The sequence below is a fragment of the Janthinobacterium sp. 344 genome (assembly GCF_900112025.1).
GTDB lineage: Bacteria > Pseudomonadota > Gammaproteobacteria > Burkholderiales > Burkholderiaceae_D > Janthinobacterium.
Map to the genome: position 1 here is coordinate 189367 of NZ_FOKL01000001.1, position 23077 is coordinate 212443.

Below are 23077 nucleotides of genomic sequence, written 5' to 3' on the forward strand. Positions count from 1 at the left end.
CGGTCGCCAGCACGCTCTTTTTCTTCAGCCTGCGGGCGGCAACGGATGCCGCGCCAGCCAGGCATCGAGCTGGCCCGCCGTCTCGCGCGGCAGGTGCAAGCCCAGCTTGGAGCGCCGCCACAGGATATCGGCCGCGCTGACGGCCCATTCATGGCGCCGCACATACTCCACTTCCGCCGCGTACAGGCCGGCGGCGATTTCCTCGCCCATGGCCGCCACGTGCGCGCGCCCGTTCAGCAGCACGTGGATACGCGTGCCGTAGGCGCGCGCATAGCGGGCCACCAGGCTGGCCGGCAGCCACGCATACTCACGCTGCAAGCCCTGCACGAACTGCTCGAACTCGCGCACGGAGCGGTTCTGCGGCGTGCTGCCGAACAGGTCGCCACCGGGCAGGCAAGCCTGCGCGGTCCACGCGCCGCGCGTTTTGCCGCGCGTCAGCAACGGTTCCAGCAGATCCACGGCTTCCTCGGCCAGCTTGCGAAAGGTGGTGATCTTGCCGCCGAAAATACTCAGCAGCGGCGCCCCGTCCTGCTCCAACTCGAAGCGGTAATCGCGCGTCACGGCCTTGGCGTCGGCGGCCGCATCCTCCACCAGCGGACGCACGCCGGCATACGTCCAGACCACGTCGGCAGGACTGACGGGCTTGCTGAAATAGTAACTTGAAAGTTCGCACAAGTAACGAATTTCCTCTTCATCGATTTCTACCTTGCCGCTGTCGCCCTGATAGTCGAGGTCGGTGGTGCCGATCAGGGTGAAATCGTGCTCATACGGAATGGCAAACACGATGCGCCCGTCCGGATGCTGGAAGATATACGCATGATCATGCGCGAACAGGCGCTTGACGACGATATGGCTGCCCTTGATCAGGCGCAAATGCCGGTGCGGCGCGGCGGGCGCCGCCTGGCGCAGGAATTGCGCCGTCCACGGCCCGGCCGCATTGACGACGCTGCGGGCGCGCACGGCCGTTTGCCGGCCGCTGGCGTGCTGCAAGGTGGCCAGCCAGGAATCGCCCCCGCCGTCGCGCGCCAGCGCCGTGCAGCGCGTCTGCGTCACGATGCGCGCGCCGTGCTCGCCAGCATCCATGGCATTGAGCACCACCAGGCGCGCATCGTCGACCCAGCCGTCGGAATACACGAAGCCGCGCTTGAACTGGGGTTTTAACGGTTGTCCGGCCGCGTGGCGGCGCAGGTCGATGCCGCTGGAGGCAGCCAGGATTTCGCGCCGCGCCAGCATGTCGTACAGGAACAGGCCGGCGCGTATCAGCCAGGCCGGGCGCTGGCCCTGGGCGTGCGGCATGACGAAGCGCAGCGGCCACATGATGTGGGGCGCCGAGCGCAACAGCACTTCGCGCTCGATCAGCGCCTTGCGCACGAGGCCGAATTCATAGTATTCGAGGTAGCGCAGGCCGCCGTGTATCAGCTTGGTGGAAGCGGACGAGGTATGGGAAGCCAGGTCATCCTTTTCGCACAGCACCACGGACAATCCCCGCCCGGCCGCGTCGCGCGCGATGCCGGCGCCGTTGATGCCGCCGCCCACCACCAGCACGTCGCATTCGAGCGTGCCGTCCGCCGCCACCTCCACGTCCTGCCGTGCTGCCGCCATCGGGACTCCGTCGCTGTGAAAGGACCGGCGCGCCAGGAAAGACTAGGCGCTGCCGGCAACTGCCGTTAAGATCAAGATTGATGTGATACGCATGCAATATGAATAAGATTACGCCAGAATGCGAACTCATAGCAACATATTTTCATGATTATTTGTTCGTTTTTGTTCGTTTGTGATTTTTAAAGAGACAACGCCATGAATTTGAATCCCCGCCAGCGCCGCCTGCTCGAAGCCGTGCGCCAGAAGATCACCATGTCGGTCGAGGAACTGGCGCAGCAACTGGAGGTGACGCCGCAAACCGTGCGCCGCGACGTCAAGCAGATGGAGGAAGCGCGCCTGCTGGCCCGCTATCACGGCGGCGTGGGCTTGCCGTCGTCCGTGGAAAACATCGATTACAGCCAGCGGCAAGTGTTCAACAGCGACGCCAAGCGGCGCATCGCCGCCGCCGTCGCCGCGCAAGTGCCGCACGGCTGTTCGCTGCTGATCAATATCGGCACGACGACCGAGGAAGTGGCGCGCGCGCTGGGCCAGCATGCGGGCTTGCACGTGGTGACGAACAACCTGAACGTGGCCGCCATCCTGGCCGATAACGCCGCCTGCGAAGTCATCGTGGCCGGCGGCGTGGTGCGCGGGCGCGACCGCGGCATCGTCGGCGAAGCCACCATCGACTTCATCCGCCAGTTCAAGGTCGACATCGGCATCATCGGCATTTCCAGCATCGACGAGGATGGCAGCCTGCGCGACTTCGATGCGCGCGAAGTGAAAGTGGCGCAAGCCATCATCGAGCAGTCGCGCGAAGTATGGCTGGTGGCCGACCAGCATAAATTCGGCCGCAAGGCCCTCGTGCGCCTGGCCGACCTGGCACAGGTCGATATGCTGTTTACGGATGCGCCGCCGCCGCCCCGCTTCGCCGAGGTATTGCGCGAGGCGCGCGTGAAGGTGCTCGTGGCAGCCTGAAGACTGGAACTGGGGGCATGGCGCCGCGCTGTCGCGCGGGCAAGACGCCTTGTGTGGAAAAGCGCACTGAATGATATGAAATATTTATTAATTCATCAAAAATGCTGTTACCATTGATGCAACATGCGTTATTTTTTTAATCTTCCTCTCCGGCAGTACGATTATTCGCCTGATATTGCTTTTTATGCACTTAAAGCAATAGAATGAGGAAAACCGCTAGTCGTGTAAATGATTTCCAGTGAAAACAGTGTTAGAACTAGTTCACGCAAGACGATTGTTCCCCAACAAACCACTCGACAGCAAGCGCCAAGGCCTTAACCATGCCGGCAGCGCCGCCCAGTGAAGGAAAAGAAATGAGCCACAATTTTGAAGCGGCCGCCCTGCCGCAAGCCTCGCATCCCAACACCGCTTCCGTCAGCGAACTGGAAGCCCACCTCGGCTACTGGCTGCGCTTCGTCTCCAACCACGTGTCCCACAGCTTCCAGAAAAAAGCCGAAGCCAATGGCGTGACCGTGTCCGAATGGGTGGTGTTGCGTGAAATGTTCCGCCTCGGCTGCACCTCGCCCACCGTGCTGGCGCAGGTGGCCGGCATGAGCAAGGGGGCCGTGTCGAAACTGATCGACCGCCTCGAAAGCAAGGGCATGGTCAGCAAGTCCATCCTGCTGGCCGACCGCCGCCAGCACTCGATCGAATTGACGACGGAAGGCGAAGCGCTGGTGCCCGTGCTGGCCGGCATGGCCGACCAGAACGACGAGGAATTCTTTGGCAAGCTGCCGCGCCAGCTGCGCGAGGACTTGCTCGAAGCGATGAAGGAAGTGGCCCGCACGCATCAGCTCAAGAGCGCGCCGCTGAACTGAGCGCGTAAATCAAAAAGGCGCCGCAGCGCCCTTGGGAACATGCCGAGCGGCAGGTCAGACGGTCGGCGACGGCAAGGCGATGCCGATGGCAGCGGCCGCTTCCGCATTTTCGCTTGGCGAGCCGGCCAGCACGTAGCCGCGTTCGAGCAGCTTGCCCGTGTAGTATTTGTTGTACAGGAAGGCCCACACCACGCCGACGATGAACATGCCGAAGCCGGCGGTAAACAGGCCGATGATCACCGTGACAACAAAGGCGCCGATAAAGGTAATGAAGTCGCCGCGAAACAGGGCCGGGAAAAAGCCGAAGAAGAACGTGGTCCACGAAAAGCCATAAAAGCCATCCTTCATCAGGCCCGTGTCCTTGTGCTTCATTGCAATACGAGTTGCCATTACAGTTCCTTTGTTTTTTGAAGTAGAAAAAATTCCAATTTTATTTTATCAACTTTATAAATTGACGTGTGGAAATTTTTCACACGCAGCGGGACGCCGCCGCGCGCGCCATCTGCGCTAAGATGCCTGCCTGATTCTTTTCATGGATTACGCATGGCCCTGCACATCGACACCCCTCTGCTCAACTCGCGCGCCCTGAGCCTGCACAGCGAGCGCGCCATCTGGCTCAAGCTGGAAGCCTTGCAGCCGCCCGGCTCCTTCAAGATCCGCGGCATCGGCCTCGCCTGCGAAGAATACGCGCGCCGCGGCGCCAGCCGCTTCATCTCCTCTTCCGGCGGCAACGCCGGCATCGCCGTCGCGTATGCGGGTCGCCAGCTGGGCATCCCCGTCATCGTCGTCGTGCCGGAAACCACCAGCGCCAGGGCCAGGGCCCTGATCGCGCAGGAAGGCGCCGAAGTCATCGTGCATGGCGCCGCGTGGCAGGAAGCCAACGCGCTGGCGCAATCGATGCTCACGCCGCAAGACGCCTTTCTGCACCCGTTCGACGACCCGCTGCTGTGGCAAGGCCACGCGGGCATGATCGATGAAGTGGCGCGCGCGGGCGTGAAACCGGACGCCGTGGTGCTGTCGGTGGGCGGCGGCGGCTTGCTGGCCGGCGTGGCGGAAGGCTTGCGGCGCAATGGCTGGGACGACGTGGCCCTGGTGGCCGTGGAAACGCAAGGAGCAGCCTCGCTGGCGGCCGCCGTGGCCGCGCGCGACCACGTGGCCCTGCCCGCCGTCACCAGCATCGCCACCTCGCTGGCCGCGCGCCAGGTCTGCGCCCAGGCCTTCCACATCAGCCAGACGCGCCCGCTGCACAGCGTGGTGGTGTCGGACAAGGCCGCCGTCGATGCCTGCCAGCGCTTCATTGCCGACCAGCGCCTGGTGGTGGAACCGGCCTGCGGCGCGGCCCTGGCGGCCATCTACGAACGGGTGCCGCAGCTGGCGCCCTACCGCAACGTGCTGGTCATCGTCTGCGGCGGCGTCACGGCCACCACCCAGCAGCTCGACCACTGGAGCGCCAGCCTGCAAGGCTAGCCGGGCGCCTCGATCAGCGCCACGCCATCGCGGCCCTGCCCCTTGGCCTGATACAGGGCCTGGTCCGCCAGGTCCAGCAGCTGCGCCGGCGCCAGCTCGCCGGCGCGGTAGATGGCGATGCCGATGCTGGCCGTCACGGCCAGCGGGCCGCTGGCCAGCGCGAACGGCGCGCGGATGGCGTCGAGGATCTTGGCGCCGATCTGGCGCACTTCGGCCGCGCTCTTGACACCCTCGAAGATGATGACGAATTCATCGCCTGCCAGCCGCGCCACCAGGTCGCTGGCGCGCACGCTGCGCGCCAGGCGGGCGGCGAATTCCTGCAGCACGGCGTCGCCCGCCTGGTGTCCCAGGCGGTCGTTGATGGCCTTGAAGCGGTCGATGTCGAGGTAGGCCAGCGCCATCGGCGCGCGCGTCATGCGCGTGCGCTGCATGCCCGGCGCCAGCTGTTCATCGAAGCGGCGCCGGTTGGCGATGCCCGTCAGGGTATCGGTGGCGGCGGCAAACTGCAGCGCCGTGTGCACCGCCTTGACCTTGGTGATTTCGTGGATCAGGCCATACACGCCGGCCACGGCGCCCCGCTCGTCCACGTCAGGCACGTAGCTGGTCTGGAAGGCGCGCGGCGCCTGTCCGTTTTCGCCCTCGACGGTGAATTCATACTCTACCTCCTCGCCCGCGAAGGCGCGCCGCAGATACTGCTCGCGCAGCTGGTACGCTTCCTCGCCCAGCACCTCGCGGATCGAGTGCATCAGGCTTTCCTTGTGCGATCTGCCGAACCATTTTTCAAACGTCGCGTTGATGAACTGATAGCGGTGCTCGGGGTCGATGTAGACGATCACCACGGGCACGTGGTCCGTCAGCAGCTTCAGCCGCCGTTCGCTGTCGCGCGTCTGCGCCTCGGCGATCTCGCGCTCGGCCACCAGAGAGTAGAAATCGCGGCTCAAGTCGCCGATCTCGTCGCGCCGCTCGATCTGCAGCGCTTCGATGCCCAGGCGCTGGCGGCGAATCTCATGCACATGGTGGCGCAGGCGCGCCAGAGGCAGCAAGAGGCGCAGCACCGCGCGCCAGCCGGCCAGGCCCGCCAGCGCCGCCAGCAGCACGGCGGCCAGCAGGATCTTGCTGCGGATCGCATGCAGCGGCGCGAACGCATCGCGCATCGGATAGACGGACGCCAGTATCCAGCCCGTGGAGGCGATGCGGTGATAGGCGAACAGCGCATCGACGCCGTGCGTGGTGCGGCCCGCCATCCACCCTTCGAAGCCCTGCATAGCGCGCCGCGTCGGCTCGCTGACGGGGCCAAGGGCTTCGATATGCTGCATGATGCGCGACTTGTCCGGGTGCTCGACGATCACGCCCTCGCTCGTCATGATGTACAGATAGCCGCCCTTGCCCGGCTTGAGCGCGTCCAGGCGCCCCAGGAAATCGGGCTGGCGCAGGTTCACGCTGGCCGCCAGCACATAGCGCATGCCGCCCTGCGCGTCGAACACGGGCTGCGTCACGACGACGATGGGCATGCGGGAAATGCTGCCGTTGAGCGGCGCGGAAATGACGGAACGCCTGCTTGCCAGGGTCTGCTCGAAATACGGCCGGCCCTTCAGGTTCATGCCCGCCTGCGGCTGGAACGGACTCACGCTGGCCAGCAGGCGGCCGTCGATGGCAACCACGCCCGCCGTATAAAACTCGGCGCCCAGCACCGTTTGCGCGGCCAGGAAGCGCTGCAGGCTGGCGCCGTCGTGCGCGCCGCTGGCCGCCAGGCTGTCGGCGATCACGCGCAGCACCTTGCGCTTGGCGTCGAGTTCCTCGTCGATGAAGACGGCGGCGCTGGACAGCGACACGTATTGCTGGCGCCCCGTGACGTCGCGCATGCCCCGTTCGGCCACGGCCAGGGTGGCCAGCGCCAGCAGGGCGACGGCGCCCAGCACCAGCAAAAAGACGACCACGCTCATGCGCGCCTTCAGGCTGGCGGGCAGGCGCCGGCGCAGCCACTTGCGCCAGCGCGTCACTGGCGCTGCCGCCGCTGCAGATATTCGCAGATGCGCGCCACCGATTCCTCCAGCGCCAGCGCCTGCGTATCGAGCGTCAGGGCGGCGTCCAGCGGTTCTTCATAAGGCGCCGACACGCCCGTGAATTGCGCCAGCTGCCCCCCGCGCGCCTTCGCGTACAGGCCCTTGACGTCGCGCGCCTCGCATACGGCCAGCGGCGTGCTGACGTGCACTTCGATGTAGCGCTCGGCGCCTATGATGGCGCCGGCCATGGCGCGGTCGCTGCGGTACGGGGAAATGAAGGCGGCGATAACGGTCAGGCCCGCCTCGTTCATCAGGCGCGCCACTTCCGCCGTGCGGCGGATGTTTTCATGCCGGTCCTGCGGCGAAAAACCCAGGTCGCGGTTCAAGCCATGGCGCAGCTGGTCGCCATCGAGCACCGTCGCGGCGCGGCCCTGCGCCTTCAGCGCTTGCGCCAGCGCCAGGGCGATGCTGGTCTTGCCGGCGCCGCTCAAGCCCGTCAGCCAGAGCGTGGGGTATTGTGCTGCTGTCATCACACTGCCTCTCTCTCGTAGAGCTGGCAATATAGCAAAGCCTTGCGGGAAAGGACAGATTATCAGGCCGCGCCGCGCGCCTGGGCCAGCAACTGTCGTATCTCCGGTACGCAGGAGCCGCAATTGCCGCCCGCCTTGACGCAGGCCGTCACTTGCGCCGCCGTCGTCAGCTTCCGCTCCACGATGGCGGCGCAGATGGTGTTGCGCCCCACGCCAAAGCACGAGCAGACGGTGGGGCCGGCGTCCACGCCCTTGCCGATGGGCTGGCCCAGCAGCACGCCGGCGCGATCAAGCGCGTCCATGTGCGCATGCGCAAACAGGCCCGCGAGCCAGCTGCGCGACGGCAGGTCGGGGCGCGGCGAGACATACACGCATTGCGCGATGCGCCCCTCGTCCAGGTGCACGGCGCGGTACACGCCGGCGCTGGCGTCCGCGTAATCGAGCCAGTCGGCGTTGTCGTCCGTGACGCCCAGCAGCGCGCGCGCCCAGGCGCCCAGGTCGGCGATGCGCTGGCGCCCGGCCAGCTCGTAGCGCAGGAACTGCGCGCCCTGGATGCGCGTCCAGTGCGCCACGCCCTCCAGGCTCAAGGGGGTGCGGCTCAGCACAAACGCATGCCAGTGCACGCGGAACTGTTCGATGCGCACGGGCGTATGCTTGAATTCCGGCTCGCCCGAGACGGGATCGACGACCGGGTTGACGACGGCGCCCACGCGCGCATCGGACGCATGCGCGTCGCTCCAGTGGATCGGCACGAAGACCTGGCCGCGCGCGATGCCGCCGCCATGCACGACCCGCGCCACCATCGCGCCCCAGGCGCTGGAGACGCGCGCCAGCTCGCCCTCGCGCACGCCGTACAGCAGCGCGTCCTGCGGATGGAGGTCGATGAACGCTTCGGCGACGTGGCCCGACAATTTCGCCGCCTTGCCCGTGCGCGTCATCGTGTGCCACTGGTCGCGCACGCGGCCCGTGTTGAGGATCAGCGGATAGTCCTCGTCGGGCATGTTGCGCGGCGCGCGCGGCGGCGTCGGCACGAAGCGCGCGCGCCCGTCCGCATGCGCGAAGCGGCCGTCGCCGAACAGCCGCGCCCGGCCCTGCGGCCACTGCTGCGGCGGCAAGCCGTCGTACTGCGCCGCGTTCAGCGCCACCAGGTGCGACAGATTGAACAGGCGGGCCGTCTCGCCGCCGTTGCGGAAGGCGGACAGGCGCGCGTGCTCGTCGAAGATGGCCTGCGCCGATGTGAATTCAAAGCCCGCATACCCCATGCGCCGCGCCACGTCGCACAGCACGCGCCAGTCGGCGCGCGCCTCGCCCGGCGCCGGCAAAAAAGCGCGCTGGCGCGAGATGCGCCGCTCCGAGTTCGTCACCGTGCCATCCTTCTCGCCCCAGCCCAGGGCGGGCAGCAGCACGTGCGCCTGCGCGTTCGTGTCCGACTGCGCGCTGATGTCGGACACCACCACCAGCTCGCACCTGGCCAGCGCGCGCCGCACCTGGTCGGCGTCCGGCATGCTGACCAGCGGATTGGTGGCGATGATCCACACGGCTTTGACCTTGCCCGCCTCGATCGCGTGGAACAGGTCCACCGCCTTCAAGCCCGGTTTGCTGGCGATGCGCGGCGCATCCCAGAACGCTTGCACGGTATCGCGGTGCCGCGGATTATCCAGTTCCAGATGCGCCGCCAGCATGTTGGCCAGGCCGCCCACTTCGCGCCCGCCCATGGCGTTCGGCTGGCCCGTCAGCGAAAACGGGCCCATGCCGGGCTGGCCGATGCGCCCCGTCGCCAAATGGCAGTTGATGATGCTGTTGACCTTGTCCGTGCCGGAAGACGACTGGTTGACGCCCTGTGAAAAGGCCGTGACGACCTTGCGCGTGGCGGCGAACGCCTGGTAAAACGCCAGCAGCGCTTGCGGGTCGACCTTGCAGATGCGCGCCACCTGCAAGGGGTCGCTGCAGTCCGCGTGCGCGGCCGCCAGCGCCTCATCGAGGCCGCGGCTGTGGCGCGTGACGAAATCGCCGGCGATCGCGCCCTCCTTCGCCAGGTAGCACAGCAAGCCGTTGAACAGCCACACGTCGGTGCCCGGTTTCACGGGCAGGTGCAGGTCGGCCAGCTCGCAGGTGGCCGTGCGGCGCGGGTCGATCACCACCAGTTTCACTTCCGGCCGGGTTTCGCGGATGCGGGCAATGCGCTGGAACAAAATCGGGTGGCACCAGGCCGTGTTCGAGCCCACGAGCACGACCATGTCGGCCAGCTCCAGGTCTTCATAGCAGCCGGGCACGATATCTTCGCCGAACGCGCGCTTGTGGCCGGCGACGGCCGACGACATGCACAGACGCGAATTGGTGTCGATATTCGCGCTGCCCACGTAGCCCTTCATGAACTTGTTGGCGACATAATAATCCTCCGTCAGCAGCTGGCCCGACACATACAGCGCCACCGCGTCGGGCCCGTGCTCATCGATGATGGCGCGCAGGCCGCCCGCCACCTTGTCCAGAGCGGTGTCCCAGGAAGCGCGCTGCAACACGCCATCGACGCGCACCTGCGGCTGCAGCAGGCGGTGCTCGAGGTCCAGCGTATCGCCCAGGGCCGAGCCTTTCACGCACAGCTTGCCCAGGTTGGCCGGATGGCTGGCGTCGCCGGCGATGCGGATGGCGCCATCGGGCAAGGCTGTCGCTTCCACGCCGCAGCCGACGCCGCAATACGGGCAGGTGGTTTTCACGGGTGTGCAGGTCGTCATGGGAATTCCTATCAGGCGGCCTGGCCGCACAGGGCCTGGCCAAACAGCAGGTGGGAGCGCAGCGCGGCGATATCGCGGCGCTGCTGGATCAGGTCGAAATACCAGGGGCCGTCCTGCACCTCGCCATACAGCACGGCGCCCACCAGGCGGTTGCCCTGCACCACCAGGCGCTTGTAGATGCCACGGCGCGGGTCGCGCAACACCAGGTCTTCGCTGCCTTCGCCGCCGAGGATGTCGCCGGCCGAATACAGGTCGATGCCCGTCACTTTCAGTTTGGTGGCGCTGGCTTGCTGCACGTAGCGGCGGTGCCCGGCGCCGGCCAGGTGCGCGCCGCACACGCGCGCCTGTTCCCAGATGGGCGCCACCAGGCCGAAGGTGGCGCGCCGGTGCTGCACGCACTCGCCCACGGCGTAGACGCGCGGGTCGTAGCTTTGCAGGCAGTCGTCGACGACGATGGCCCGCTCGCAGTGCAGGCCGGCCGCCTGCGCCAGCGCGATGTTGGGGCGCACGCCGGCCGTCATCACCACCAGGTCGGCGGGGATGACGCTGCCGTCCGCGAACTGCACGCCTTCCACGCGCGTGCTGCCCATGATGGCGGAGGTTTGCGCCTGCATCAAAAAGCGCAGGCCACGCGCTTCCAGCGCCGTTTTCAGCAGCATCGATGCGGGAGGATCCAGCTGCTGGTTCATCAGCGCGCCGCTCATGTGCACCACCGTCACCGCCATGCCCTGGCGCTGCAAGCCGTTGGCCGCCTCCAGCCCCAGCAGGCCGCCGCCGATGACCACCGCGTGGCGGCGCGTGCGCGCCGCCCGCAGCATGGCGTCGACGTCGTCGATATCGCGGAAACCGATCACGCCGGGCAGCGCGTGGCCCGGCACCGGGACGATGAAGGGCGTGGACCCTGTCGCCAGCAGCAGGCGGTCGTAGCGCACCGCGATGCCGGACAGCGACTGCACGGTGCGCGCCTGGCGGTCGATGCGCACCACCGGGTCGCCCGCATGCAGGGTGATGCCGTGCTGCGCATACCAGTCGCGCGTATGCAGCATGATGTCGTCCACCGTCTTTTCGCCGGCCAGCACGGGCGACAGCAGGATGCGGTTGTAATTGCCATGCGGTTCGGCGCCGAACACCGTGATGTCGTACAGGTCCGGCGCGAGTGTCAAGAGTTCCTCGACCGTGCGCATGCCGGCCATGCCGTTGCCGACCACGACTAAAGACGGCCGTGCGGCGGCGCTCACAGGGCCACCCACACCATGCCGCCAGACACGCGCGCGGGCCAGGCGGCGACCGAGTGTTCCGGCGCTTCCATGCATTCTCCGCTGGCCAGGTCGAAATGCTGCTTGTAGATGGGCGACGCCACCACGACGCGCTCGCCGAGGCTGCCCACCAGGCCCCGCGACAGCACGGAGGCGCCCGCGTTCGGGTCGACATTGTCGATGGCGTACACGCGCGGCGCCGCATCGCCGACGCGGAACACGGCCACGTGGCGGCCGTGCAGCAAGGCGCATACGCCCGTGTCGGGCACGATGTCGTCCAGCGCGCAGACGGCCACCCAATTGGCGTTGGCGGATAGGGACAGGTCGTTCATGGTCACGCCTCCACGGCAAGGATGGGAATCACGGTGCCGGAGCGGCGTTCGCTTGCGGTGGCGGGACGGATCTGGCCCCGCTCCGCCACGAACACCACGTTCTCATCGTTCTTCCCGCTGTTGACGAAGTGGCGGAAACGCTGGCGCACGGCGGGGTCGGTGACGGCCGCCTTCCACTCGCAGGCATAGGTGTCGACCACGTGCCGCATGTCCGCTTCCAGTTCCGCGCCCAGGCCCAGGCTGTCGCCGATGATGACGCGCTTGAGGTAATCGAGGCCCCCTTCGAGGTTGTCGCGCCACACGCTGGTGCGCTGCAGGCGGTCTGCCGTGCGCACGTAAAACATCAGGAAGCGGTCGACATAGCGCACCAGGGTGGCTTCATCGAGATCGGATGCCAGCAGTTCCGCGTGGCGCGGCTTCATGCCGCCATTGCCGCAGACGTACAGATTCCAGCCCTTTTCCGTGGCGATCAGGCCGATGTCCTTGCCCTGCGCCTCGGCGCATTCGCGCGTACAGCCGGAGACGCCGAACTTGATCTTGTGCGGCGTGCGCAAGCCCTTGTAGCGGTTTTCCAGTTGAATGGCGAAGCCCACGCTGTCGGCCACGCCGTAGCGGCACCAGGTGGAGCCGACGCACGATTTCACCGTGCGCAAGGATTTACCGTAGGCGTGGCCCGATTCGAAGCCGGCCGCGATCAGCTCTTCCCAGATGGCCGGCAACTGGTCCACGCGGGCGCCGAACAGGTCGACCCGCTGGCCGCCCGTGATCTTCGTATAGAGACCGTATTTTTTCGCCACCATGCCGACGGCGATCAAGCCATCGGCCGTCACTTCGCCACCCGGCATGCGCGGCACCACCGAGTACGTGCCATCCTTCTGGATATTGCCGAGAAAATAATCGTTACTATCCTGCAGGCTGGCGTGCACGGGCGAGAGCACGAAATCGTTCCAGCAAGACGCCAGGATATTCGCCGCCACGGGCTTGCACACGTCGCAACCGAGGCCCTGGCCATGCGCGGCCAGCAGTTCGCCGAAGCTGCGGAGCTTGCCGACCCGCACCAGGTGATGCAGTTCCTGGCGCGAATAGGCAAAGTGTTCGCACACGTGGTTGTTCACCATCATGCCCTGCTTCTGCATTGCCGCCTTCATGATCTGCGTCACCAGCGGCACGCAGCCGCCGCAGGCCGTGCCGGCGCACGTAGCACTTTTGAGGGCACCGATGGTGGTGGCCCCGCCCGCGACGGCCGCGCACAGCGCGCCTTTCGACACGTCGTTGCACGAGCAGATCTGCGCCGCATCGGGCAGGGCATCCACGCCCAGGCCCGCCTTTTGCTGGCCGTCCGGCTGCGGCAGGATGAGGAATTCGGGCGATGCCGACAGCTCGATCTTATTCAGCATCATCTGCAGCAAGGTGCCGTACTCGCTGGCGTCGCCCACCATCACGCCGCCCAGCAGATACTTGCCGCAATCGGAGACGACGATCTTCTTGTAGATCTGCTTGCGCTCGTCCATGAACTGGTAGGAGCGGCTGCCCGGCGCGGTGCCGTGCGGGTCGCCCAGGCTGGCCACGTCCACGCCCATCAATTTCAATTTGGTGCTCATGTCGGCGCCCTTGAAGCTGGCCTCGCCCGCTTCTCCCTCCTCCGTCCGCAGCAGGTGGCGCGCCGCGATGCGCGCCATTTCATAGCCGGGCGCCACCAGGCCGAAGACCAGGCCGCCCCACAGCGCGCATTCGCCGATGGCATAGATGTCGGGGTCGGACGTGAGGCAGCGGTCGTCGATGGCGATGCCGCCGCGCGGCCCCACCTCCAGGCCGCAGGCGCGTGCCAGTTCGTCGCGGGGACGGATGCCGGCCGAGAAAACGATCATGTCCGCTTCCAGGTGGCTGCCGTCGGCGAACTGCATGCGGTGCGTGGCCGATTCGCCATCGACGATGGCCACGGTGTTCTTTTGCGTGTGCACCGTCACGCCCAGCTCCTCGATCTTGCGGCGCAGGACGCGCGCGCCCCCTTCATCGACCTGCACGGCCATCAGGCGCGGCGCGAATTCCACCACGTGGGTATCGAGTTTCAAGTCGCGCAAGGCCTTCGCGCATTCGAGGCCCAGCAGCCCGCCGCCGATGACCACGCCCGTGCGGGACTTCGCGCCCCAGGCCAGCATGGCTTCCAGGTCTTCGATGGTGCGGTAGACGAAGCAGCCGTCGCGCTCCTTGCCCGGCAGCGCCGGCACGAACGGCGTCGAGCCGGTGGCGAACACCAATTTATCGTAGGCGAGCACCTCGCCCGTGCTGGCCGTGACGGTTCTTGCCGCCCGGTCGACGGACACGGCGCGCGCATTGAGTTTCAGCACGACGTTGCCCTTGTCGAAGAAGCCGGGCGCCACCAGCGACAGCTCGTCCGCCGATTTGCCGCTGAAAAATTCGGACAGGTGCACCCTGTCGTAGGCGGGGCGCGGTTCTTCGCACAGCACGGTGACGTGCAGGTGCGGCGCCGTGTCCAGCGCCAGCCGTTCGAGGAATTTATGCCCGACCATGCCATGGCCCAGGACGACGATCTTCAGGGGATGGTGCATTGCGCTCTCCTCAGGCCGCGGCCATTGATGGTTCGGCCGCTACACGGGTAAAGCGCACGGCGATGGCGCACAGGGCCGAGATCACCACCAGCGCGCTGAGGATGATCAAGGTCTGGCGGATGTCGCCCGTGCCCTTCATCAGGAAACCGGCGGCCACGGCGCCCACGTTGCCGCCCGCGCCGATGATGCCGGCCACGCCGCCGAGAGCCTTGCTGTCGATGAAGGGCACCAGCGCGTAGGTGGCGCCGCACGCCATGTGGGTGAACAGGCCGAAGACCAGCATGGCGATGACGGCGTACGTGACGCTGTCGACCTTGGCAAACCACAGCAGGCCCACGCCTTCGCCGATCATCAGCATGAACAGCAGGGTCACGCGGCTGTTCAGGTTGCCGCGCAGGGCCAGTTTGTCGGACAGCCAGCCGCCCAGGGCGCGGGCGAACAGGGCCAGCAAGCCGAAGCTGCCGGCGGCCAGGCCGGCCGATTTCAGGGACATGCCGAAATGGTCGACGTAGTACACGGCGGCGATGTTGTGGATGAAAATCTCGATGCCGAAGCAGGCGCCGTAGGTGACGAACAGCAGCCACACGCGGTAATTGGCGCTGGCGGCCTTGAAGCTGGCCCAGCCGCCCTTTTTCCCTTCGATGGCAGTGCCGGCCTTGCGCAGGTCCGAGTAATTACCTTCCGGGCAATCCTGCGTATAGCGCCAGTACAGCGCGGCCATGATCAGCATCAGCACGCCCGGCACCAGCAAGGCGATGCGCCAGCCCAGCGATTCGGACACGCCCAGCATCAGCACGGCGCCGAGCAGCAAGGGCATCAGCGCCTGCGCGGCGCCGCCGCCCGCATTGCCCCAGCCGGCGGCGGCCGCATTCGCCGTGCCGACGACGCGGGGGGCGAACATCACGGAGGTGTGATATTGCGTGATGACAAAACTGGCGCCCACGGCGCCGATGCCCAGGCGGAAGAACAGAAAGCTTTCATAGCTTTGCGAGGCGGCCACGCCCAGCACGGGGATGGCGCCCAGCAGCAGCAAGCCCGTGTAGGTCTTGCGCGGGCCGTAGCGGTCGCACAGTGGCCCCACGAGCAGGCGCACGAGGATGGTGATGGCGACAGCGGCGATATTGATGTTCGCCACTTGCGCCAGGGACAGGCCGAACTCGCCCTTGATGACAGGCATCAGCGGCGCGCAGGCGAACCAGGCGAAGAAACACACGAAAAATGCCATCCACGTCAGGTGGAATGCGCGCATGGGCGGCGTGGCGAGGGAGAAGAGCGCGATGCTTGTTGCTTTTTGGCTGGCCATGATGGTGTCCCGAAGTATCCCGTTGATAAAACAAAACGGCGCCCGCCCCCGCCGATGAAAAATCAGCCAGGGCGGACGCCGTTGTCCAGGTGGTCCCACGTTGGACCGTCGTTGCGTTTATTCAGGGGATCGCCGTTGATCCGTACCTCCTGTTTAGCAAGCGCCGTGCCAGCTTGCGGCAAGGGCACGCACCGCCATCGCCATGCACTTTGCGCCAGATCATGTCACCTGGCGGTGCAAGGGCGCCACTTCCTGGTGCAGGCGGGAACCGGCACGGCACACGGCCTGTCTAAATACCGATGGGATAACTTGCCGGGAGGGCCGGGTGAACGAGCGATCTTGGCGGCAACATTGGCGACAAGTAAGATGGCTGGCGTGCGCATGCGTCGGTGCCGTCCTGTTTGCCTGGAGCACCAGCGCCACGGGGCAGGCGCCACCGGCCGCCTCCGCGGAACAGTCCGAGCCGAAGGAACACAGCGAACTCGATGCCACCGTGCAAGCGCCGTTCCGCGCCGCGCCCGCCGAGCGCGGCAGCCAGGCGCGCACGTTTGTCGTGCGCCTCGCCTACCCGGACGCAGGCCGCGTGCACGCGGTGCGCTGGACATTGACCTTGTCCGGCCCCGGCCCGCAGGGCGCCGTGCTGCGGCGCTGGTCAGGCACGGAACAGGTGGGCGCCAGCGAGCGCAGCGTGCGCCTGGCGTGGGATGGCCGCGCCGACGCCGATGCGCGCGAACGGCGCGCGCGGGTTCCCGATGGCTTGTACCAGCTGCGCCTGCTTGCCGTGGCCGATGCGGGCACGCCGCAGGAAGCGCAGGTGGAACAGCAGTGGCAAATCCAGGTGCGGCGGGGCCGCGGCGCCCCGCTCCAGGTGCCCGCCTTCCAGGCCGGCCTGCAGCAATTGCCCAGCCTCGGTGGCCAGGCCGACTACCGCATCGTCTACGCCAACCTGCACAGCCAGACGCGCCACAGCGACGGCGGTGCCCCGCTGGACGCCTGCCATGGCGCGCAGGAACCACAGACGGCGCCGTTCGGCCCCATCGATGCATACAAGTATGCGCAAGATCACGGCCTGGACGCCCTGCTGACATCCGAGCACAACCATATGTACGATGGCTCGGACGGCACCAACAGCGCGGCCGTGCCCGCTGAAGCGAAGGCCCTGTACCAGACGGGCCTGGCCGAAGCGGCCGCGTATTCGGCCGCCCACCCGGGCTTCCTGGCCCTGTACGGCATGGAATGGGGCGTGATCAACAAGGGCGGCCACCTGAACATCTTCAATAGCGAGCAATTGCTGGGCTGGGAAAGGAATGCCCAGGGCGAGTTGCTGGCCGACGTGGAAACGCCGAAAAGCGACTACGCGGCCCTGTATGCGCTGATGCGCGAACGGGGATGGCTGGGCCAGTTCAACCATCCCGCCTTCGCGGGCCAGTTTCTCGTCCATGGCCAGCCCCTGGGCTACACGCCCGATGGCGACGCGGCCATGGTCTTGTGCGAAGTGATGAACACGTCCGCGTTTTCCACCAACGACGAGGAAACGGAAACGCGGCGCAGCAACTATGAAGCGGCGTGCAACCGGGCGCTGGCCGCTGGCTACCATGTGGCGTTCAGCAGCAACCAGGACAACCACTGCGCCAACTGGGGCGCGGCGTATGGCAACCGCACGGCCGTGCTGGTGGCCGGCCAGCAGGCGGGCGCGGGCGCCACCGGCACGCCGCCGTTCCTGACACGCGACAGTTTCCTCGAGGCGCTGCGCGCGCGCCGCGTGTTTGCCACCATGGACAAGCACGCCCAGCTGCTGTTTACGGCGAATGGCAAGCTGATGGGCGAACGCTTCGACAACCACGGTCCGCTGCAGCTGTCCACGCATTTCAGCAACAGCGCAGGGCGCCAGGCGGCGGCCATCGCCATCTTCCACGGCGTGCCAGGCGCAAACGGTTCCGTCACGCCCATCGCCGACCAGGCCGAGGTCACGGTCACGCCCGCGCCCGGCCCGCACTTTTATTATGCGCGCCTGACGCAGGACGACGGCAATCTCGTCTGGTCGGCGCCCATCTGGGTCAATCAGCTGCCTTAGCGCCCGTCTCTCCAGGCCGGGCGGCGCCGGCGCCCGGTGCGCGCTGTGTGTCCTGCCGAACTGAACGGATGGCGCAAGCGTGTTCTACTGCATCATCGGCCACGTCATTCTGGCCCATGATAAAAAGAGGAACATCTGATGCACAAGAAAATAATCGTTTCCGCCATGCTGGCGGCCCTGGCGGCATACGGCGTATCGGCATACGCCCAGGATCGCCATGCGCAGAATGCGCACGGCACGCAGCAGCAAGACCAGCGCGGCGACGCCGCACGTGACCACGGCAACAATGATCGCCGCGACAATGATCACCGCGACATTCATGCCCAGCCTAACAAGGGCGCCCAGCATGCCGGCAACCGTGGCGCCGGCTCCCGCCATAACTTGCACAAGGGCAATCGCGTGCCCGCCGCCTACCGCAACAAGCAGCATTATGTGAGCGACTGGCGCGGCCGCCACCTCAGCGCCCCGCCCCGCGGCCACCAGTGGGTCCAGGTCGACGGCGACTATGTGCTGATGACTGTCGCGACAGGCTTGATCACGCAGATCATGCTCGGCAATTAAGTCCCGATGAAGTCCCTTTAGCGGCGCCCGCCAGGCGCCGTCCCTGTTGTCCGGTGCCCGGCTTTGCCCCGCACCGGATGTTCCCGTTGCGGCGCCCGCCGTCAAGATCAGGCCGATTGCCGCGGCGCGTGGCCCTGCAGCGGTGCATGCTCTTCCATCAGCGCAGCCGCCCAGTCGATGAAGACGCGCAGCTTCTTGCTCACATGCCGGCTGGGCGGATACGCCAGGTACAAGGGCATCGGCGCCATCCGCCACGCCTGGAACAGGGGAAGCAAGGCGCCGCTCGCCACGTGGGGCCGGGCCATGTAGTCAGGCAGCCACAACACACCCAAGCCCGCCAGCCCGGCCGCCAGGTAGGCATTGCCGTCGTCGATGGACAGGATGTGCTGGCCTTCAAGCGCCACGCGCGTGCCGCCCTGCTGCATTACGGCAGGAAAGACGCCGTCGCGTCCCCAGCGAAAGTGCACGATGCGGTGCTGCGCGTCGCGCAACTGTTGCGGATGGCTGGGTGTGCCCGCGCGCGCCAGGTAATCTGGCGCCGCATACACGGCCAGTTGCAGCTCGCCGATCTTGCGCGCCACCAGCGACTGGTCGCGTATCTCGCCGCCGCGGATGACGCAATCGACATTGTCGCCGATCACATCGACCATGCGGTCGCTGGCGCCCATGTCCAGCTGGATGTCCGGATAGCGGGCGGAAAACTGCGGCAGCGCGGGCACCAGCAACATGCTGGCGAGCGGACTGGGCACGTCGATGCGCAACTGGCCACGCGGCAGCGCCGCGGCGCCGGGCAAGGTGGTTTCAATCTCGTCCAGGGTCGCCAGCACGGGCAGGATGCGCGTGTAATACGCTGCGCCATCGGCCGTGACGTTGACCTTGCGCGTGGTGCGGTTCAGCAATTTCAGGCGCAGCCGGGCTTCCAGCTGCTGCACCAGCTGCGTCACGCTGGTGCGGCTCATGTGCAGGGTCTGGGCCGCCCGGGTAAAACTGCCCGTCTCGACCACTCGCACGAACACGCGCATCGCATCCAACTTGTCCATCCTCGCCTCCGCCACTTGATTGTTTGGATTATACAAACAGTCTTGGGGGCACTTGCCCCTTTATCCGCCCTGCCTTGATGGCTACAGTGTTCTCCAGGCAGCCAGGTGGCTGCAACATCCGGCCAATCATCCCAGGAGCAAGACAATGACCCAAACACACCAGAAACGCGACGTGGTGTTTCCACCAGGACGCCAGGCCTTGTATGAGCAGAACCGCTATTCGCCCGCCGTGCGGGCCGGCGGCTTGCTGTTCGTTTCCGGCCAGGTGGGCAGCCGCGCCGACGGCTCGCCCGAACCGGAGCTCGAAGCGCAAGTCAGGCTCGCCTTCGACAACCTGAACGCCATCCTGCGCGCCGCCCGCTGCAGCTTCGACGACGTGGTCGACGTGACGGTCTTCATCGTCAATCCGGAAGCGCATTTCCAGCGTATCTGGGATATCGTGCAGGCCGGGTATTGGGGCGAGGCGCCGCATCCGACCGTGACGGCCGTCGGGGTCACGTGGCTGTACGGTTTCCAGTTCGAGATCAAGGTGGTGGCCAAGCTGCCGGACTAATACACCTCGTGGCCCCGCGAGCGCCGCAGAATATACGGCGTGGCGCAGGCTCGGCAAATATTATAGGAAATACATGCCAACTCTTTACTGATCTCCACGAGACACTGGTTCCCCTCAGCAATCCGTGGCACCATGGCTGCGCCGTTTTGCCTGCAACACGGCCTCCATCCGGATCACCAAGGAACCCTCTATGTCGTCATATCGCACCTTCGCCGGCAGCATGCTGCTCGGCCTGGCCGCAGCGGGCATTGCCCATGCACAAGCACCCGCCCCTGCCGCCGCCAATACCGATCCCCATCAATGGCTGGAAGACGTCCTCGGCGACAAGCCGCTGGCCTGGGTGAAACAGCACAATGCCGTCACCGTCAAGGAGCTGGAAAGCCAGCCCGGCTTCGCCGCCCTGCAGGCGCGCCTGAAAACCATCCTCAATTCCAAGGAGCGCATTCCCTACGTCAGCAAGGAAGGCGAGTATTACTATAATTTCTGGCGCGATGCCCAGCACGTGCGCGGCATCTGGCGCCGTACCACCCTGGCGCAGTACCAGTTGGCCGAGCCGGCATGGGAAACCGTCATCGACCTCGACCAGCTGGCCGCCGGCGAGAATGAAAACTGGGTCTGGGCCGGCGCGTCCTGCCTGTATCCGAAGGGCGAACGCTGCCTCATTTCCCTGTCGCGCGGCGGCGGCGACGCCACGGTGGTGCGCGAATACGACGTGGCCAGGCGCGCGTTTGTCGACGGCGGCTTTACCCTGCCCGAAGCGAAAGGCAGCGCCAGCTGGATCGACCAGGATACCTTGTTCGTCTCCACCGATTTCGGCCCAGGCTCGATGACCAGCTCCGGCTACCCGCGCATCATCAAGCAGTGGCAACGCGGCACGCCCCTGCCGCAGGCGCAGACCGTGTATGAGGCCAGGGCCGACGACTTGAGCGCCGCCGCCTACAAGGATTTCACGCCCGGCCACGAACACCAGTTCATCGAGCGGCAGATCGATTTCTACAGCGGCGAGATGTTCCTGCGCGATGGCGCCACGCTGACAAAAGTGCCGAAGCCGGACGATGCCACCGCCTTCACCGTGCGCGACCAGCTGATCATCACCTTGCGTTCGGACTGGAAAGTCAACGGCAAGACTTACCCGCAAGGCGCCCTGCTGGCCACCGACTTCAAGGCCTTCATGCAGGGCAAGCAAGAGCTGGAAGTGCTGTTCGCGCCGACCGCCACGTCGTCGCTGGACAATGTCACGCCGACCAAGTCGGCCATCCTCGTGACCACCCTGGATAAAGTGAAAAACCGCCTGACGGAACTGCGCCACGTGAACGGCAAGTGGCTGCGCCGCAGCGTCGACGCGCCGACACTGGGCACCCTGGCCGCCAGCGCGCTCGACCCCGTCGATTCGGACCAGTACTTCCTCACCGTCACCGACTTCCTCACCCCCACCACGCTGTACCTGGGCACGGCGCAGAGCGACAAGCGGACGAAAATCAAGTCCCTGCCCGCCTTCTACGACGCCACGCCGTACAAGGTGGAGCAGTTCGAATCGACGTCGAAGGATGGCACCAAGGTGCCGTACTTCGCCATCATGAACAAGAAGACGAAGTTCGATGGCAGCAACCCCACCGTGCTGTATGGCTACGGCGGCTTTGAAGTGTCGCTGAAACCGAGCTACAGCGGCACCACGGGCGTGGCATGGCTGGAAAAAGGCGGCGTGTACGTGCTGGCGAACATCCGCGGCGGCGGCGAATTCGGCCCCCGCTGGCACCAGGCGGCGCTGAAGGAAAACCGCCAGCGCGCATATGACGATTTCATCTCGGTGGCGCAGGACCTGATCGCCCGCAAGATCACCACCCCGCGCCACCTGGGCATCATGGGCGGCAGCAATGGCGGCCTGCTGACGGGCGCCGTGCTGGTGCAGCGTCCCGACCTGTTCAACGCCGTCGTCAGCCAGGTGCCGCTGCTCGACATGCGCCGCTATAACAAGCTGCTGGCGGGCGCTTCGTGGATGGGAGAATATGGCGACCCGGACGTGCCGGAGCAATGGGCCTACATCAGCAAGTACTCGCCGTACCAGAACGTCTTCAAGGACAAGAAATATCCGCGCGTGCTGTTTACCACCTCGACGCGCGACGACCGGGTCCACCCCGGCCATGCGCGCAAGATGGTGGCCAAGATGGAAGAGCAAGGCCACGACGTGCTGTACTGGGAAAACACGGAAGGCGGCCATGCGGGCGCCGCCAACAACGACCAGCAGGCGCTGATGTGGGCGCTGACCTACACCTTCCTGCAGGAGCAGCTCAAGTAACACGGGCTTGACGGCCCCGGCAAGCGAGAACGCCTGCACCGGACTTCCGGCGCAGGCGTTTTTTTTGGGAGCTTACTTCGCCTGCGCGCTGGGGCGTTCGGCGATGCGGTCGCGGTAGGCCTGCAGGTTGGGCAGGCCTTCCGCGCCGGGACGGTATTTCATCAGGCCGCGCGCGAACTCCAGCGCGCAGAAGGCCGTGATGTCGGCAATCGTAAAACGCTCGCCGGCGACGTAGGGCTGGTGGGCCAGCACCTGGTCGAGCCATTGCGCCGTCTCGCGCAGCTTGCCTGCCTGCGCCGTGGCGAAATCGGGAAACTGCGGGTTTTCCAGCGCCACCAGGGCCGGATGGCCGTGGCGCACCCAGTTGGCGGCGGCGCTGAACAGGTGCAGTTCCACCCGGCGGTCCGCCATTTCAATGAACGCCCGCTCTTCGAAACCCTCGCCCATCAGGTTCGGCTGCGGCTGCAAGCCTTCCAGGTAGGTGCAGATGGCGCGCGTCTCGGTCAGCACCCGCCCGTCGTCCAGTTCCAGCACGGGCACGCGGCCCAGCGGGTTTTTCGCCAGGAAGGCGGGATCGCGGTGCTGGCCCGCCATCAGGTCGAGCGCCACTTCCTCGATGCCGCCGATGCCCTTCTCGGCGATGAACATGGTGACGCGGCGTGGATTGGGCGTGCGGGGGCTGATAGTCAGTTTCATGTGCTTGGGTCTCGTCTCGTTATGGTGGTTGGCAATCAGTGGCGGGACTGGCCTGCGGCGGCACAGTCAGGCCCCCATCATACCAGCGCTCCGCCGTGCGGCGGCGCCCCTGGCGCGTTGACTTTGCCCCCGTTTCGCCTTAGATTGCTGGACGGGAACGCTGACCGACAACTCCAGCGAGGTCCCGCCACCGTCATCCACGCCTGCGGCCTATCCGGCCAGCGGGCGTTTACTTCATGAACCCAGGG

18 protein-coding genes are annotated in these 23077 nt (G+C 66.2%); 7 read left to right on the forward strand and 11 right to left on the reverse strand.

Translation table 11 applies throughout. The features are described from left to right. Positions 1-24: 24 nt before the first annotated feature. Positions 25-1602, reverse strand: coding sequence for a glycerol-3-phosphate dehydrogenase (gene glpD / locus BM193_RS00890; protein WP_092794496.1), 1578 nt, complete (start codon positions 1600-1602; stop codon positions 25-27). 195 nt (positions 1603-1797) lie between these two features. Between glpD and BM193_RS00895 the strand changes: the two genes are divergently transcribed. Together BM193_RS00895 and BM193_RS00900 are read left to right on the forward strand one after the other, a co-directional pair. After that, positions 1798-2559, forward strand: coding sequence for a DeoR/GlpR family DNA-binding transcription regulator (locus BM193_RS00895; protein WP_092794498.1), 762 nt, complete (start codon positions 1798-1800; stop codon positions 2557-2559). A 353-nt stretch (positions 2560-2912) separates the two neighbouring features. Beyond that, complete coding sequence (locus tag BM193_RS00900) at positions 2913-3416, forward strand: MarR family winged helix-turn-helix transcriptional regulator (RefSeq protein ID WP_092794501.1); 504 nt, start codon at positions 2913-2915, stop codon at positions 3414-3416. Positions 3417-3470: 54 nt separating this feature from the next. On the opposite strand, the gene BM193_RS00905 is transcribed toward BM193_RS00900, so the two are convergent. Beyond that, on the reverse strand, positions 3471-3806 hold the full coding sequence (locus BM193_RS00905; RefSeq protein WP_092794504.1) for a hypothetical protein: 336 nt from the start codon (positions 3804-3806) through the stop codon (positions 3471-3473). Positions 3807-3959: 153 nt separating this feature from the next. On the opposite strand from BM193_RS00905, the gene BM193_RS00910 reads away from it, so the two are divergent. Further along, complete coding sequence (locus BM193_RS00910; protein ID WP_092794507.1) at positions 3960-4883, forward strand: pyridoxal-phosphate dependent enzyme; 924 nt, start codon at positions 3960-3962, stop codon at positions 4881-4883. Here the strand turns inward: BM193_RS00910 and BM193_RS00915 are convergent. The 7 genes from BM193_RS00915 to BM193_RS00945 form a co-directional block, all read right to left on the reverse strand. Then, positions 4880-6883: a diguanylate cyclase domain-containing protein gene (locus BM193_RS00915; RefSeq protein WP_092794510.1), complete on the reverse strand. Its 2004-nt coding sequence runs from the start codon at positions 6881-6883 to the stop codon at positions 4880-4882. The genes BM193_RS00910 and BM193_RS00915 overlap by 4 nt on opposite strands. After that, positions 6880-7416 (reverse strand): adenylyl-sulfate kinase, encoded by a 537-nt coding sequence (gene cysC / locus BM193_RS00920; RefSeq protein WP_092794513.1) that lies wholly within the window; start codon positions 7414-7416, stop codon positions 6880-6882. The genes BM193_RS00915 and cysC overlap by 4 nt, the downstream gene beginning before the upstream one ends. Positions 7417-7478: 62 nt before the next feature. Beyond that, positions 7479-10148 carry a nitrate reductase gene (locus BM193_RS00925; RefSeq protein ID WP_092794516.1) on the reverse strand — a complete coding sequence of 890 codons (2670 nt, stop codon included), beginning with the start codon at positions 10146-10148 and terminating at the stop codon, positions 7479-7481. Positions 10149-10159: 11 nt separating this feature from the next. Continuing rightward, positions 10160-11398 carry an NAD(P)/FAD-dependent oxidoreductase gene (locus tag BM193_RS00930; protein WP_302847624.1) on the reverse strand — a complete coding sequence of 413 codons (1239 nt, stop codon included), beginning with the start codon at positions 11396-11398 and terminating at the stop codon, positions 10160-10162. After that, positions 11383-11736, reverse strand: coding sequence for a nitrite reductase small subunit NirD (gene nirD, locus BM193_RS00935; protein WP_092794522.1), 354 nt, complete (start codon positions 11734-11736; stop codon positions 11383-11385). Before nirD ends, BM193_RS00930 begins: the two co-directional genes overlap by 16 nt. A gap of 2 nt (positions 11737-11738) precedes the next feature. Beyond that, entirely contained in the window at positions 11739-14306 is a 2568-nt protein-coding gene (nirB, locus tag BM193_RS00940) for a nitrite reductase large subunit NirB (RefSeq protein ID WP_175533115.1), read from the reverse strand. Positions 14307-14316: 10 nt separating this feature from the next. Continuing rightward, positions 14317-15609 (reverse strand): MFS transporter, encoded by a 1293-nt coding sequence (locus tag BM193_RS00945; protein WP_092794525.1) that lies wholly within the window; start codon positions 15607-15609, stop codon positions 14317-14319. A 325-nt stretch (positions 15610-15934) separates the two neighbouring features. Here BM193_RS00945 and BM193_RS00950 point away from each other — a divergent pair, with 325 nt between their 5' ends. Together BM193_RS00950 and BM193_RS00955 are read left to right on the forward strand one after the other, a co-directional pair. Then, entirely contained in the window at positions 15935-17683 is a 1749-nt protein-coding gene (locus BM193_RS00950) for a CehA/McbA family metallohydrolase (protein ID WP_254785761.1), read from the forward strand. A 138-nt stretch (positions 17684-17821) separates the two neighbouring features. Beyond that, entirely contained in the window at positions 17822-18244 is a 423-nt protein-coding gene (locus tag BM193_RS00955) for an RcnB family protein (RefSeq protein ID WP_092794528.1), read from the forward strand. A gap of 107 nt (positions 18245-18351) precedes the next feature. On the opposite strand, the gene BM193_RS00960 is transcribed toward BM193_RS00955, so the two are convergent. After that, complete coding sequence (locus tag BM193_RS00960; protein ID WP_092794531.1) at positions 18352-19284, reverse strand: LysR family transcriptional regulator; 933 nt, start codon at positions 19282-19284, stop codon at positions 18352-18354. 145 nt (positions 19285-19429) lie between these two features. On the opposite strand from BM193_RS00960, the gene BM193_RS00965 reads away from it, so the two are divergent. Together BM193_RS00965 and BM193_RS00970 are read left to right on the forward strand one after the other, a co-directional pair. Next, the gene (locus tag BM193_RS00965) at positions 19430-19837 is read left to right on the forward strand and encodes a RidA family protein (protein WP_092794534.1); all 408 of its coding nucleotides are present in this window, start codon (positions 19430-19432) and stop codon (positions 19835-19837) included. Positions 19838-20027: 190 nt separating this feature from the next. Continuing rightward, positions 20028-22133, forward strand: a complete 2106-nt coding sequence (locus tag BM193_RS00970; protein ID WP_092794537.1) for a prolyl oligopeptidase family serine peptidase — start codon at positions 20028-20030, stop codon at positions 22131-22133. A gap of 72 nt (positions 22134-22205) precedes the next feature. On the opposite strand, the gene BM193_RS00975 is transcribed toward BM193_RS00970, so the two are convergent. Continuing rightward, positions 22206-22829: a glutathione S-transferase family protein gene (locus BM193_RS00975; RefSeq protein WP_092794540.1), complete on the reverse strand. Its 624-nt coding sequence runs from the start codon at positions 22827-22829 to the stop codon at positions 22206-22208. Positions 22830-23077: the final 248 nt, after the last annotated feature.

Excerpts from the sequence above, each read along its gene's own strand:
- nirB (WP_175533115.1), bottom strand. The coding sequence starts at position 14,306 with ATGCACCATCCCCTGAAGATCGTCGTCCTGGGCCATGGCATGGTCGGG.
- BM193_RS00895 (WP_092794498.1), top strand. The coding sequence starts at position 1,798 with ATGAATTTGAATCCCCGCCAGCGCCGCCTGCTCGAAGCCGTGCGCCAG.
- BM193_RS00960 (WP_092794531.1), bottom strand. The coding sequence starts at position 19,284 with ATGGACAAGTTGGATGCGATGCGCGTGTTCGTGCGAGTGGTCGAGACG.
- BM193_RS00970 (WP_092794537.1), top strand. The coding sequence starts at position 20,028 with ATGTCGTCATATCGCACCTTCGCCGGCAGCATGCTGCTCGGCCTGGCC.
- BM193_RS00910 (WP_092794507.1), top strand. The coding sequence starts at position 3,960 with ATGGCCCTGCACATCGACACCCCTCTGCTCAACTCGCGCGCCCTGAGC.
- BM193_RS00955 (WP_092794528.1), top strand. The coding sequence starts at position 17,822 with ATGCACAAGAAAATAATCGTTTCCGCCATGCTGGCGGCCCTGGCGGCA.
- BM193_RS00975 (WP_092794540.1), bottom strand. The coding sequence starts at position 22,829 with ATGAAACTGACTATCAGCCCCCGCACGCCCAATCCACGCCGCGTCACC.
- BM193_RS00945 (WP_092794525.1), bottom strand. The coding sequence starts at position 15,609 with ATGGCCAGCCAAAAAGCAACAAGCATCGCGCTCTTCTCCCTCGCCACG.
- BM193_RS00925 (WP_092794516.1), bottom strand. The coding sequence starts at position 10,148 with ATGACGACCTGCACACCCGTGAAAACCACCTGCCCGTATTGCGGCGTC.
- nirD (WP_092794522.1), bottom strand. The coding sequence starts at position 11,736 with ATGAACGACCTGTCCCTATCCGCCAACGCCAATTGGGTGGCCGTCTGC.
- BM193_RS00900 (WP_092794501.1), top strand. The coding sequence starts at position 2,913 with ATGAGCCACAATTTTGAAGCGGCCGCCCTGCCGCAAGCCTCGCATCCC.
- BM193_RS00905 (WP_092794504.1), bottom strand. The coding sequence starts at position 3,806 with ATGGCAACTCGTATTGCAATGAAGCACAAGGACACGGGCCTGATGAAG.
- BM193_RS00965 (WP_092794534.1), top strand. The coding sequence starts at position 19,430 with ATGACCCAAACACACCAGAAACGCGACGTGGTGTTTCCACCAGGACGC.
- glpD (WP_092794496.1), bottom strand. The coding sequence starts at position 1,602 with ATGGCGGCAGCACGGCAGGACGTGGAGGTGGCGGCGGACGGCACGCTC.
- cysC (WP_092794513.1), bottom strand. The coding sequence starts at position 7,416 with ATGACAGCAGCACAATACCCCACGCTCTGGCTGACGGGCTTGAGCGGC.